At 74.6% G+C, this 13,260-nt stretch carries 10 protein-coding genes; 9 read left to right on the top strand and 1 reads right to left on the bottom strand.

Annotation, left to right across the window (positions count from 1 at the left end; translation table 11 throughout):
* The first annotated feature begins 382 nt into the window (after positions 1–382).
* On the top strand, positions 383–1,570 hold the full coding sequence (rho, locus tag ACFVS9_RS16315; RefSeq protein ID WP_389932800.1) for a transcription termination factor Rho: 1,188 nt from the start codon (positions 383–385) through the stop codon (positions 1,568–1,570).
* A gap of 60 nt (positions 1,571–1,630) precedes the next feature.
* On the opposite strand, the gene pgm is transcribed toward rho, so the two are convergent.
* The gene (gene pgm / locus ACFVS9_RS16310) at positions 1,631–3,277 is read right to left on the bottom strand and encodes a phosphoglucomutase (alpha-D-glucose-1,6-bisphosphate-dependent) (RefSeq protein ID WP_389932798.1); all 1,647 of its coding nucleotides are present in this window, start codon (positions 3,275–3,277) and stop codon (positions 1,631–1,633) included.
* Between the two features lie 582 nt (positions 3,278–3,859).
* On the opposite strand from pgm, the gene ACFVS9_RS16305 reads away from it, so the two are divergent.
* Genes ACFVS9_RS16305 through ACFVS9_RS16270 form a run of 8 tightly spaced genes read left to right on the top strand, consistent with a single transcriptional unit; the run spans position 3,860 to position 13,221 of the window.
* Positions 3,860–5,035, top strand: coding sequence for a glycosyltransferase family 4 protein (locus ACFVS9_RS16305; RefSeq protein WP_389932795.1), 1,176 nt, complete (start codon positions 3,860–3,862; stop codon positions 5,033–5,035).
* Complete coding sequence (locus ACFVS9_RS16300) at positions 5,032–6,507, top strand: sugar transferase (RefSeq protein ID WP_389932792.1); 1,476 nt, start codon at positions 5,032–5,034, stop codon at positions 6,505–6,507. The genes ACFVS9_RS16305 and ACFVS9_RS16300 overlap by 4 nt, the downstream gene beginning before the upstream one ends.
* A gap of 3 nt (positions 6,508–6,510) precedes the next feature.
* Positions 6,511–7,875 carry an O-antigen ligase family protein gene (locus tag ACFVS9_RS16295; protein WP_389932789.1) on the top strand — a complete coding sequence of 455 codons (1,365 nt, stop codon included), beginning with the start codon at positions 6,511–6,513 and terminating at the stop codon, positions 7,873–7,875.
* On the top strand, positions 7,872–9,488 hold the full coding sequence (locus tag ACFVS9_RS16290; protein ID WP_389932786.1) for a lipid II flippase MurJ: 1,617 nt from the start codon (positions 7,872–7,874) through the stop codon (positions 9,486–9,488). Before ACFVS9_RS16295 ends, ACFVS9_RS16290 begins: the two co-directional genes overlap by 4 nt.
* Positions 9,478–10,248, top strand: coding sequence for a polysaccharide deacetylase family protein (locus ACFVS9_RS16285; protein ID WP_389932783.1), 771 nt, complete (start codon positions 9,478–9,480; stop codon positions 10,246–10,248). Before ACFVS9_RS16290 ends, ACFVS9_RS16285 begins: the two co-directional genes overlap by 11 nt.
* The gene (locus ACFVS9_RS16280) at positions 10,245–11,393 is read left to right on the top strand and encodes a glycosyltransferase (protein ID WP_389932780.1); all 1,149 of its coding nucleotides are present in this window, start codon (positions 10,245–10,247) and stop codon (positions 11,391–11,393) included. The genes ACFVS9_RS16285 and ACFVS9_RS16280 overlap by 4 nt, the downstream gene beginning before the upstream one ends.
* A complete protein-coding gene (locus tag ACFVS9_RS16275) occupies positions 11,390–12,058 on the top strand; it encodes a lipopolysaccharide biosynthesis protein (RefSeq protein ID WP_383113026.1) in 669 nt (222 codons plus the stop codon). Before ACFVS9_RS16280 ends, ACFVS9_RS16275 begins: the two co-directional genes overlap by 4 nt.
* Positions 12,055–13,221, top strand: coding sequence for a GNAT family N-acetyltransferase (locus ACFVS9_RS16270; RefSeq protein WP_389932777.1), 1,167 nt, complete (start codon positions 12,055–12,057; stop codon positions 13,219–13,221). Before ACFVS9_RS16275 ends, ACFVS9_RS16270 begins: the two co-directional genes overlap by 4 nt.
* Positions 13,222–13,260 lie beyond the last annotated feature (39 nt).

Genomic DNA, 13,260 nt, shown 5'->3' with positions numbered 1-13,260 from the left:
GGCGCGCCACGGACGCACCACAGACCTCCGCTGTGAAGGAGAGGCCCGGCACCGGACGCCGCCGGGACGGTGGCGGGGACCGGTGCGGCGACTTCCGAAAGCCCCGCACGTGGCCGCACGGTCGCACGGCACGCCGCCGAGCGGCGGGCGTCGCGGGCACCCGCAGCGCGGCCCCCACAAGGGTCCGGCCGGCGACCTCTTCCCCTGACCACCACGGCATGGTACGGTGCCGACAGCACTCGTGAAACGCCCGATCAGGGCGCCGGTGCTTCTCCCCCGCTGTAGGGCCCGCCCTCCGAGGCAGGCCACCCGGCTTCTCGCACCACTTCTTCCGTCCGGTCCGGGCTTCTTCGCCCGTCGTACGAGGCGTGTTTCCGCCGCCTTGCCTTCGCCGGACCTCTCATTCGCCATGTCCGCGAAAGGACACACCATGACCACCACACTCGAACGCCCCGTCACCCGGCAGGATCAGCCCGTCCGCACCGTAGGTGTCCTCGACACCACGAACAACGGGCACGGCGTCCTGCGCACCGACGGCGGCCATCCCTCCTCCCGCGACATCCAGGTGTCGCCCGCACTGATCCGGCAGCACGGCCTGCGCAAGGGCGACGTCGTCGAGGGGACCTGCGAGCGTCCTCGCGCGCTGTCCGCCGTCGCGTCCGTCAACGGCCGCACCCCGCGTGAACTCCGGGGCCGTCCGCACTTCCGCGACCTCACTCCGCTGCATCCCGGGGAGCGGCTGCGCCTGGAGCGGCCCGGCGGCGGCCCCGCCCCGCGGATCATCGACCTCGTCTCACCCGTCGGCAAGGGGCAGCGCGGCCTGATCGTCGCGCCGCCGAAGACCGGCAAGACCGTGCTGCTCCAGCAGATCGCCGCGTCGGTCGCGGTCAACCACCCCGAGTGCCACCTGATGGTGGTGCTCCTGGACGAACGCCCCGAAGAGGTCACGGACATGCGCCGTTCCGTGCGGGGCGAGGTGTACTCCTCGACGTTCGACCGGCCCGCCAAGGAGCACATCGCTCTCGCGGACCTCGCCGTCGAGCGCGCGAAGCGGCTGGTCGAGCAGGGGCGGGACGTCGTGATCCTCCTCGACTCCCTCACCCGGCTCTGCCGCGCGCACAACAACAGCGCCGGGTCCGGCGGCCGCACCCTGAGCGGCGGCGTGGACTCGGCCGCCCTCATCGGCCCCAAGAAGCTCTTCGGCGCGGCCCGCCTCGCCGAGGAGGGCGGTTCGCTCACCATCCTGGCGACCGTGCTGGTGGAGACCGGCTCCCGTGCCGACGACTACTTCTTCGAGGAGCTCAAGAGCACCGGGAACATGGAGCTCCGCCTCGACCGGGCGCTGGCGGACCGCCGGGTCTTCCCCGCGGTCGACATCACCTCGTCCGGTACCCGCCGCGAGGAACTCCAGCTGCCCGCTGTCGAGTTGGCGGCCGTCAGGGCACTCAGGCGGGCTCTGCGGTCGAGGGACTCCCAGGCCATGCTGGAGACGTTGCTGGACAAGCTCCGCAGGACCCCCGACAACGCCGCCTTCCTCCAGCGGATCCAGCACACCGTCCCCGACGCGTGAGCACTCGCCCCGGACGCGTACGGACCGGGCGGACGGGCCCGGGCCCGCCCGCCGGGCCGATCAGCCGGTGGCGCCCAGCGCGTCGGAGACCAGGGCGCGGGCCTCTTCCTGGACCCTGGCCAGGTGTCCGGCGCCCTGGAAGCTCTCGGCGTACACCTTGTACACGTCCTCCGTGCCGGACGGGCGGGCCGCGAACCACGCGCTGTCGGTGCAGACCTTGAGGCCGCCGATGGCGGCGCCGTTCCCGGGCGCCTCGGTGAGCACCGCGGTGATCGGCTCACCGGCCAGTGTGTCCGCCGTGACCTGCTCGGGCGAGAGCCGGGCCAGCACCGCCTTCTGCTCGCGGGTGGCCGGGGCGTCGACCCGGGCGTAGGCGGGGTCGCCGAACCTGGCGGTGAGTTCGCCGTAGTGCTGGGAAGGGGTGGAGCCGGTGACGGCCGTGATCTCCGAGGCCAGCAGGGCGAGCAGGATGCCGTCCTTGTCCGTGGTCCACACCCGGCCGTCGCGGCGCAGGAAGGACGCTCCTGCCGACTCCTCGCCGCCGAAGCCCAGCGTGCCGCCGAACAGTCCGTCGACGAACCACTTGAAGCCCACCGGGACCTCGACCAGCCGCCGCCCCAGATCCGCGGCGACCCGGTCGATCATGGAGGAGGAGACCAGCGTCTTCCCGATGCCGGTGCCGGCCGGCCAGCCCTCCCGGTGGGAGTAGAGGTAGCGGATCGCCACCGCCAGGTAGTGGTTGGGGTTCATCAGTCCGCCGTCCGGAGTGACGATGCCGTGCCGGTCGGCGTCGGCGTCGTTGCCGGTGGCGATCGTGTACGCGTCGCGCCGTTCGATCAGCGAGGCCATGGCGTACGGCGACGAGCAGTCCATCCGGATCTTCCCGTCCCAGTCCAGCGTCATGAAGCGCCAGGTGGGGTCGGCGAGCGGGTTGACCACCGTGAGGTCGAGCCGGTGGCGCTCGGCGATCCGCCCCCAGTAGGCGACCGACGCGCCGCCGAGGGGGTCCGCGCCGATCCGGATCCCCGCGTCGCGCACGGCGTCCAGGTCGAGGACGGCCGGGAGGTCGTCGACGTAGCCGGTCAGGAAGTCGTGGCGCCCGGTGGTGCCGGCGGCGAGCGCGCGGGCGTAGGGGATCCGCCGGACCTCCTTCAGCCCGCCTTCGATCAGGGCGTTGGCACGGTCCTGGATCCAGGAGGTGGCGTCCGACCCGGCGGGTCCGCCGTGCGGCGGGTTGTACTTGAAGCCGCCGTCCGCGGGCGGGTTGTGCGAGGGCGTGACGACGATGCCGTCGGCGAGGCCGCCCGTGCGGTCCCGGTTGTACGTCAGGATCGCGTGCGACACCGCCGGGGTGGGCGTGTAGCCGTCGTCGCTGTCGATCAGGACGGTGGCCCCGTTGGCGGCCAGCACCTCCACGGCCGTGATCCGGGCGGGCTCCGACAGGGCGTGGGTGTCGGCGCCGAGGAACAGCGGCCCGTCGGTGCCCTGCCGCTCCCGGTAGTCGCAGATCGCCTGGGTGGTGGCGGCGATGTGGTCCTCGTTGAACGCCGCCGCGAGTGCCGATCCACGGTGCCCCGAGGTCCCGAAGGCCACGCGCTGGCCGGGCTCGGCCGGGTCGGGGTGCACGGTGTAATAGGCCGTCACCAGCCGTGCCACGTCCACCAGGTCTCCGGGCTGCGCCGGCTGACCGGCCCGTTCGTGAACCATCGTTTCTCCTCTGTCCTCGTCGGCCGTCGCGGACCGCCACCGGGCGGGACGATCTCCACGGGCCGTACCCGATACTGCCCTTTCGGCCGCTCCCCCGGGTACACGGCCCACCAGCAGTAGATCCGGCGCACGGCGGATCCCGGGCCCGTTTCGACGCGGTTGGCCGGTTCGCGCGGAAAGCGCGCGGGAGGACGGCACGGCCGGGGGAATGCCGACCGGGCTCCCGGAACAAGGCCTTCCGGAATTCGGCCGCCCAACTCGTCGGGAATTGCCGCACATTACCGTCGGGCGTATCCGGGACTCGCGGGACAGGAACGGGGGCGCTCAGCACGGTCATCATGCGACACGGTCGCGGAGCAGGGCGTTCATGGTCATCTGACACGCCGCACCATTCGGTCGACCGGTGTCCGGGGGCCCGGCCGGAGGCAATCGATGTGGACACGAGCGCGAGTCTGCGTGTTTTCCCACGCATGGTCTGTCACAGTGCATTTCGGTTTTACCCACTCGATCTCCGCCACCATTTCCTTACCGCCGGTGCATATCCGAACCGGCTCTTCGGGGGCATGTGAAAGAGAGCCGTGCGTGCTGCAGAAGAGTTGCACCGACGAAGAACGACTGACGGTCCTTCACCTGGTCCAGCCGGTGGAGGGGGGCGTGGCCCGGGTCGTGACCGACCTCGTCGCGGCGCAGGTGCGTGCGGGGCTGCGTCCCGTCGTGGCCTGCCCGCCGGACGGGCCGCTGGCGGCCGGGGCCTCCACCGCCGGGGCCCGGGTGTGTGCCTGGCCGGCGGTACGCGACCCGGGCCCCCGCCTGGGCCGCGAGGTCGCGAGCGCGAGCCGTCTGGTCCGTGCGTACGCTCCCGACGTCGTCCACGCCCACAGTGCCAAGGCGGGGCTCGCCGGCCGTCTGGCCGTGCGCGGCCGGGTGCCGACGGTGTTCCAGCCGCACGCCTGGTCGTTCGAGGCCCTCGAGGGCCGGGCCGCGGCACTGGCCGTCGCCTGGGAACGGTTCGGGGCGCGCTGGAGCGACCGCATCCTGTGCGTCAGCGAGTCCGAGTGCGGGGCCGGCCGGCGCGCGGGCATCATGGCGCCCTGGTCGGTGATCCACAACGGTGTCGACCTCCACCGCTTCCGGCCCGCCGGCGCCGCCGGCCGTGCGGCGGCCCGCGCCTCGCTCCCCGTGCCCGGTGGGGTCCCGGACGGCGTTCCGCTCGCCGTGTGCGTGGGCCGTCTGAGCCGCCAGAAGGGCCAGGACGTGTTGCTGCGGGCCTGGCGGACGGCGTCGGTGGGCGACGCGCGGCTGGTCCTGGTCGGCGACGGGCCCCAGCGCGGCGAACTGCGGCGCGACGCCCCGCCCGGTGTGCTGTTCGCGGGGGCCAGCACGGATGTGCGGCCCTGGATCCACGCGGCGGACCTGCTGGTCCTGCCGTCACGCTGGGAGGGGATGGCCCTGGCGCCCCTCGAAGCCATGGCGTGCGGCACACCGGTCCTGCTGACCGATGTCGACGGGGCCAGGGAGAGCCTGCCGCCCGGACACCTGCCCCACTGCCTCGTACCGCCCGATGACCCCGCGTCCCTCGCGACGGCGCTGACCACGCTGCTGAACGACCCCGCGCTGCGGGCGGAGCTGGGCCGCACGGCGCAGGGCCGCACCAGGTCGGTGTTCGACATCGCGAGGACCGCCGGCGCGGTACTGAACCTCTACGAGGAACTTGTCGGCCAGTCCCGCCCCACGACGAGGAAGCGCACCGAGCGATGACCACGGAGAGTGCACCTGTCCCCCGAGCCGCCCAGGCGACCGCCGTACGGCGCGTGGCGTCCGCGATCCGCCCGCCCCGCAGCGGGCAGGACGCTCCGGCCCCACGGCCCGCCGGGCACGTCACCCGACGGCGGGCCCCTGCCGCCCTCATGACCTCCGACGCGCTCGCGCTGGGCCTGGCCGTGGTCCTGGTGGCCCCCTGGCCCTGGCCGCCGGCCGTCGTCCTCCTCCAGGCGGCCGTCCAGTCGCTCCTGCACGGCCTCCGGGGCCTGTACCGGATGGGGCTCTCGCCGTCGGCGCTGGCGGAACTGCCCGCGCTGGCCGGGCTGGCCGCCGTGCAGTGGTACGTCGTCGCCGAGGCGCTGTCCGCGTACGACCCGCGGTACGCCGCCGGGTGGACGGCACTCGGCTGCGCGGCCGGGCTCCAGACCCTGGCGGGCTGCGGGGCGCGCGCCGTCGTCCACCGGTGCAGGCGCTGGTCGGCCGCACGCGGTCCGGAGTCCACCCTGGTGGTCGGCGACGGTCCCCTCGCCGACCGGGTCGTCGCCGTACTTCAGGAGCACCGGCGGTACGGGATGCGGCCGGTCGGGCAGGTGGTGGGTTCCGGCACCGAGGTGGACGAGGCGCCGGGCGAGGTACCGCTGCCGGTTCTCGGGTCGGTGCAGGACGCCGGCCGCGCGGTCGTGCAGAACTCGGTCCGGCACGCCGTCTTCACCGTCCCGCCGGAGGCCCTGGCCGAAGGGGCGGAACTGTTCGCCCTGTTCACGCGGCACGGCTGCCGGGTGTGGCTGATCACCGATCGGGAAGCGGTCGCGCACTGCCGGACCGCGCCCCGGCCCGACCACGTGTGGGGCTTCGCGGCCTACTCGCTGTGCGCCGCACCGCGCCGCCCGCTGGCCCGGCGGGTGAAGCGGGCCATGGACGCGGTCCTGGCCATGACCGCCCTGGTCGCGGCGTCCCCGCTGCTGGCCGTCTGCGCGCTCGCCGTCCGCGTCTGCGACGGACCGGGGGTGATCTTCCGTCAGGAGCGGATCGGCGGGTACGGGCGCCCGTTCACCCTGCTGAAGTTCCGCACCCTGCGTCCGGCCGACGCCCACGAGTCGGCCACCCGATGGAACGTTTCGTCGGACCGGCGCATGAGCCGCGTCGGCAGGACGCTGCGCAGAACCTCGCTCGACGAGCTCCCGCAGCTGTGGAACGTCGTGCGCGGGGACATGAGCCTGGTCGGGCCCCGCCCCGAACGGCCCTACTTCGTCAAGCAGTTCAGCCGGATGCACCCGGGTTACCGGGCCCGGCACCGGATGCCCGTCGGCATCACGGGACTGGCCCAGGTCCACGGTCTGCGGGGCGACACCTCCATCGAGGACCGCGCCCGCTTCGACAACCGGTACATCGAGACGTGGTCGCTGTGGCAGGACCTGTGCGTGCTGGCGCGCACGGCGGGCTCGGTGTTCCGGCTCGGAGGCAGCTGAAACGTGACACTCACCGTAGCCGCGGCGCCCGCCGTCACGACCGCCCGGGAGGGGACCCCGTCCCGCCGCCGGGGCCACCGGTGGCCGCTGCTGCCGCTGCTCGCGACGGTCCTGCTCGTGTCCGTGCCTCCCGACGGCGCGGTCATCGCCGGGTCCGTGGCCGGAGTACCGGCGGCCGATCTCGTCTCGGGTGCGGCCGTCCTGCTGTGCGCGGGCCTTCTGCTGTTCCTGCGGCGCCGCCCCCTCTCCCCGGCCACGGCGGTGGTGCTGGGCCTGCCGGCCGTGGGCCTCGCGCTGGCCACGGTCACCGCCGGCGACCCGGTGGCGGCACTGCCCGGGTTCGTGCGGTACCTGCAGATCTTCGTCCTCGTACCGGCCGCCGTGCTCCTCCTGGTCCGGGACGCCCAGGGGTTCCGGGCCGTCGCAGGAGCGCTCGTGGTGCTGGCGGCCGTCCAGGGCGCGACGGGTGTGCACCAGTACGTCACCGGCTCCGGCGCCTCCTACATGGGGGAGGACATCCGCGCGGTCGGCACGTTCGGCCCGGGCGACGTGATGGGGATGGCGACGGTCGTCGGCTTCGGCCTGGTCGTCGCCGCCGCCTGGGCACTGCGCCCGCCCGCCGGCACACCTCGGCGGCTGAGGCCGTGGGCCGCGGTGACCGCCGCCCTGCTGGTGGTCCCGCTCGCGCTGTCCTTCAGCCGGGGTGCCTGGATCGCCACCGCCGCGGCGGCGCTCGCCGTGATCGCGCTGACCGGGCTCCGGCAGGCGGTCCGGGCCCTGGCGGTGCTGGCCGCGGTGGGCGTGGTCCTGGTCGGCGGTTTCGGTGTCGGATCCGAGATGATCTCGCAGCGCCTCACCAGCATCACCGAGGTGACCAGCGCGCCCGACCGCTCGGTCAACGACCGGTACGCCATGTGGGCCGCCGCGACGGACATGTGGCGCGAGCACCCGACGGCCGGGGTGGGCCTCAAGGGCTTCCCCGCGCACCGGGACGGGCACGCCTCGATCGGGCTCTCCGCCGGGAGCGACACCGCCGGGGCCGGGCAGGAGTTCCGCAGGCAGCCGCTGCTCTCCCCCCACAACATGTACCTGCTGGTGCTCGGTGAGCAGGGCCTCGTCGGCTTCACCGCGCTCGTCGGCTCCTGGGCGGCCCTGCTGGCAGGCGGGGTGCGCAGGCTGGTGCTCGCGCGGGCCCGGGGAGCCGCGGCCGTCGACTGCGGTCTCGCCGCCGTCGGGCTGATGACCTGGCAGGCGGTCGACTTCCTGTACGCGGACATCGGCGGCCCCTCCACCGTCCTGACCGGGATCGTGCTCGGCCTCGCCGCCTGGTGGGCGCTGGCCGAGCCGGAGAGGGCGGCCGTCGCGTGAGCGGGACCGCCACGGATCCGGCCGCGGGAACGGCGGTCGGCGGGACGTCCGCAGCGGGTGCGGAGGTGCGCCCGGGACGTTTCCTGGTCCGCGCCGCGGGCGGCGCCGCGGGACTGACCGTGATCGCCGCGCTGCTGGGGCTCGTCCGCGACCAGGCCATCGCCCGGCTCTTCGGCGCCAGTCACGCCAGCGACGCGTTCCTGATCGCGTGGACGGTGCCGGAGATGGCCGCGACGCTGCTGATCGAGGACGGTATGGCACTGCTGCTCGTACCGGCGTTCAGCCTGGCACTGACCCGGCGTGCGGCCGGCGACCGGACCCCGGACCCCGTCCGTGCCCTGGTGGCGGACACCCTCCCCCGGCTGTCCGCCGCACTGGCGTGCGCGGGCGGGCTGCTGGTCTGGGGCGCCCCGTGGGCCGTCGGCGTCCTGGCACCCGGGCTGGACGATCCCCGGCTGGCGGTGGACTGCACGCGTCTGACGGCGGTCACGGTGTTCACCTTCGGCATCACCGGGTACTTCAGCGCGGCGCTGCGGGCGCACGGCAGGTTCCTGGCACCCGCCGGCGTCTACATCGCGTACAACGCCGGCATCATCGGCGTGACCCTGGCCCTGCACTCCGTATGGGGCGTCCGGGCGGCCGCGGCGGGGGTCGCGGCCGGAAGCCTGCTGATGATCCTCACCCTGCTGCCCACGTTCGTGCGGCTGGTGCCGGGGCGCGGCGGGAAGCGGGGGGCGCGGGGGCCGGGTCCGGCCCTGCTCGGCGCGACGGTCCTGGCGCCGGTCGTCCTGTTCGTGGTGAGCCGTCAGTCGCAGGTCTTCGTCGAGCGTTTCCTCGCCTCGTCCCTGCCGGACGGGGCGATCTCCCACCTCAACTACGCGCAGAAGGTGGCCCAGCTGCCGATGGTGCTGTCCATGATGATCTGCACGGTGACCTTCCCGGTCGTCGCGCGGGCCATGGCGGCCGGGGACCGGGAGGGCGCCAGGCACCGGGTCGAGCGCGATCTCGCCCTCGCCGGGACGGTGGTGCTGCTCGGCACGGCGGCGGTGCTCGGCTGCGCGCCGCAGATCGTCGAAGTCCTCTTCCAGCGCGGTGCCTTCGACGCCGCCGACACGGCCGCCACCGCGGGTGTGATGCGGGTCTACGCGTTCGGCCTGCTGGGCCACACGCTGGTCGGCGCCCTGTGCCGGCCGTTCTTCTCGGCGGGCCGGCCGACCTGGTACCCGCTCGGCGCCATGGGCGCCGGACTCCTGGTCACCACGGGCGCCGGACTCCTCCTGACCGGTCCGTACGGCGTCGACGGCATCGCGGCGGCCAACGCCCTGGGCATCAGCACCGCCGCCGTGCTGATGCTCCTGGGGCTGGGCACGAGGGCGGTCGCCGTGCGGCCGGGGGCGGTCGTCCTCTCCCTGGCCCGCCCGGTGGCCGCGGCGGCGGTCGCGGCCGCCGCGGGCCGCGCGGCCACGGGCCTGGTGCCGGGACCGTCGGCGGGACTGGCCGCGGGCTGTCTCCTCGTGCCCCTGGCCTTCCTCCTCACCGGACTCGCCCTGCGGGCCCCCGAGCCCCTTCACCTGCTGGCACTCATCCGACGGAGGTTCCCCCGTGGCCACTGACACCTCGCCACCCCGTGCCCGCGCCCTCCCCTTCCGGTCCCAGCCGTGGATCCTCACGTACCACTCGGTGGGCGATCCGGCGGACGACCCGTACGGCATCACCGTGTCCGCCGGCCGTCTGGACGAGCAGCTGAGCTGGCTGCGGCGGCGGGGGCTGACCGGCGTGGGGATCGCCGAGCTGCTGCGCGCGCGGGCGGCCGGCAAGCGCGGGCTGGTCGGGCTCACGTTCGACGACGGGTACGCCGACTTCGTCGACGAGGCACTCCCCGTCCTGCTCGCCCACGGCTGCACCGCGACGGTGTTCGTCCTGCCCGGCCGGCCCGGCGGTTCCAACGTCTGGGACCCGCTCGGTCCGCGCAGACCCCTGCTGACCGGGGAAGGCATCCGCACGGTCGCGGCGGCGGGTATGGAGGTCGGTTCGCACGGGCTGCTGCACCGGGATCTCACGGAGCTGTCCGACGGCGAACTGCGCCAGGAGACCCATTGCAGCCGGGAGGCGCTGCACCGCATCGTCGGGGAGGCGCCGTCCGGCTTCTGCTATCCGTACGGCACGGCCGACAAGCGGGTGGTCGGGTCCGTGCGCGAGGCCGGGTACGCCTACGGCTGCGCCCTCGACCCCGGCGCCCTGTCGGGGCCGCTCGCCCTTCCCCGCACGCATGTCAGCCACGCCGACCGGGGTGCGCGTCTGCGGGCCAAGGAGGTGCGGCACCGGCTGCGGCACCGCTCGGGCGCCGGCCGGGAGCGGGGGAACGCCGGATGAAGGCGCTGCACGTCATCACGGGCCTCGGCGTCGGCGGGGCCGAGCAGCAGTTGCGGCTGCTGCTGCGCCATCTGCCGGCGCGCTGCGACGTGGTGACGCTCACCAACCCGGGGGCGGTCGCGGCGGGGCTGCGCGCCGACGGCGTACGGGTCCGGGACCTGGGGATGCGGAGCAACCGGGACCTCGGCGCCGTGCCCCGGCTGGCCCGGCTCATCCGGCGCGGCTCCTACGACCTCGTGCACACCCACCTCTACCGGGCGTGCGTCTACGGCCGTGTCGCGGCACGCCTGGCCGGGACCACCGTCGTGTCCACGGAGCACTCGCTGGGCCGCGCGGAGATCGAGGGGCGGCCGCTCACACGCGGCACCCGGGAGCTCTACCTGCGGACCGAACGGCTCGGGGCGGCGACGGTCGCCGTCTCCCGCACGGTCGCGGACCGGCTGCGCGACTGGGGTGTGCCGGCCGCCCGGATCCACACCGTGCCCAACGGCGTGGACGCCGCCGCCTTCCGCTTCGACGCCGGGCGCCGGCGCGCCACACGGGCGCTGCTGGACCTGCCCGACGACGCGTTCGTGGTCGCGGGCGTGGGCAGGCTGGTCCCCGGCAAGCGCTTCGACGTGCTGATCCGCTCCGTCGCCGCCCTGCCCGGTGTCCGCCTCGTCCTGGCGGGTGACGGGCCGGAGGCCGGGGCGCTGCGCGCGCTCGCCGCCCGTCTCGGTGTGACGGGCCGCGTCCGCTTCCTCGGCGAGTGCGGGGGCGCGGGCGCGGCTCCCGGCATCCCCGCGGTGCTCAGCGCCGCCGACGCGTTCGTCTCGGCGTCCCGCGAGGAGTCCTTCGGCCTGGCCGTCGTCGAGGCGCTGGCCGCCGGACTGCCCGTGGTGCACGCGGCCTGCCCCGCCATCGAGGACCTCCCGGCGGGCCGGGTGCCGGGGGCCGTGCGCATCGGGGCGTCCGGCGCGGCCGATCCCACGGACGAGCTCACGGCCGCGCTGCGGCTCCACAGGACCGCCGGCGCCCGCAGACTGCCGCCCCCTCCCGCCGTGGACCACTACGACATCAGGCTCAACAGCCGCCGCCTCATGGACGTCTACGCAGAGGCCGTCGGCACCGCCACCGTTCCCCCGACCGAGAGAGCACACCCATGACCGAGTCGCCCGAGCAGAGGCGGACCGTCCCCGGACGGCTCCGCAGGCTCCGCCCCGCATTCGAACGGCCCAGCTGGTGGCCCCTGCCGGCCTGTCTCCTGCTCGGCGCCGCCTGCGGGCTGTCGTACGGCGCGCTCGCCCGGCCCGAGTTCGCGGCCACCAGCTACGCCGTGGTGACCGCGGGCAAGGACATCGACCCGGCGGCGGCGCTGGGGTACGCGCAGTCCTACGGCCGCCTGGCCACCAGCGACGCCACCCTCGCCTACGCCAAGGGGGCGGCCGGGGAGCCGGTGCCCGAACTGCGCACGCACGTGCGGTCCGAGACCTCCCCCGACTCGCCCATGATCGCGGTCACCGGCACGTCGGCCGACCGCGACCGGGCCGCGGACATCGCCAACGCGGTGACGGAGGCCGTGGTGGTCAGCAGCGGGCACGTCGCGAAGGACACGGGGGTGAAGCTCATCAAGTTCTCGCACGCCGTGCCGCCCGCCGAGCCCGTGTCCCCCTCGGTGCCGCTCGGCACGGCCGTGGGCGCCGGCGCGGGCGGGCTGGTCGGCGGACTCGTCCTGCTCGTCCGGCCCCGCCCCGGGCACCGGGGTGTCACCGCGCAGGTACCGGGCCCGGCCCAGGGCGGTACCGCCGACGAACGGGAGCTCGTCCGATGAACACCGACCGCCGTGGACGGCTCACCGTCACCCTCTGCCGGGACCTCGCGGACTTCGCGGACCTCGCCGCCGAGTGGGACGCCCTGCACCGCCGCTGCCCCACCGCCACACCGTTCCAGAGCCACGCGTGGCTGCGCTCGTGGTGGCTCTCCTACGGGGTACCGGGCCGGCTCCGGGTCCTTCTCGCACGCCGGGACGGACGTCTGATCGGCGCGGCGCCCCTGATGCTCGTGCACCGCCCGATGCCCCTGCTGGTGCCGATGGGCGGCGCCATCTCCGACTTCTTCGACATCCTGGTGGACGGCGAGGACACGGCGGCAGCGGTCACCGCTCTGGAGCGCGGGCTCCACCGGGCGGCCTCGCACACCGTCGTGGACCTGCGCGAGGTACGGCCCGACGCCTCGGCCCACCTGCTGTTCGAGGCGTGGTCCGGGGCCCGGGGCAGCCGCGCGGACTCGACGTGCCTGGAGCTGCCCGCCGAGCCGATCGACGCCCTCATCGGGAGGATGCCCGGTTCACGCGCCCAGCGGACGCGCGCCAAGCTCCGCAGGATCGACACCCTGGGCATCGAGTGCCGCACGGCACCCGTCCACCGGGTGGCGGGAGCGATCGGCACCCTGCTCTCGCTGCACGAGCTCCAGTGGCTCGGCAGGGGGGTCAACCCGGAGCACCTGCGTCCCCGCTTCTGCGCGCACCTGGTGCGCTCCACCCGCCGGATGGTGCGCGACGGCGAGGCCTCGGTCAGGGAGTTCCTGCTCGACGGGGAGGTGGTGGCCGCGGACCTGTCCTACAGGACGGCGCGGCTGACCGGGGGGTACCTGTACGGCGCCGACCCCCGCCTCAGGGAGCGGAAGGTGGACGTCTCCTCGATGCTGCTGCGCGAGATCGCGCGGGAGGCCGGTGACCTGGACCGCGGTGTGCTGAGCCTGCTGCGCGGCTCGGAGCGGTACAAGAGCCACTGGGGCCCCGTGCCGGTCGTCAACCGGCGTCTGCTGCTGGCCCGTTCCTCGCTGGAACCGCTGCTGCGGATGCGCGAGACCCAGCTGGACGTGCGGGACGGCGCGGCACGGACGGTGAAGGCCCGCGTCCCCGCCGCGCGTGACTGGCGGGGCCGGCTGAGCGCGCTTCCGGCGGCCGGACTCGCACTCATCGGCCGGGGTTGAGCCGAGATGATGACTTTCCTGCCGTTCCGTTACCGTCTG

Source organism: Streptomyces sp. NPDC058008, from assembly GCF_042886395.1.
GTDB lineage: Bacteria > Actinomycetota > Actinomycetes > Streptomycetales > Streptomycetaceae > Streptomyces.
Note: the sequence above shows the minus strand (reverse complement) of the source record. Positions and strands in the feature narration are given on the sequence as shown.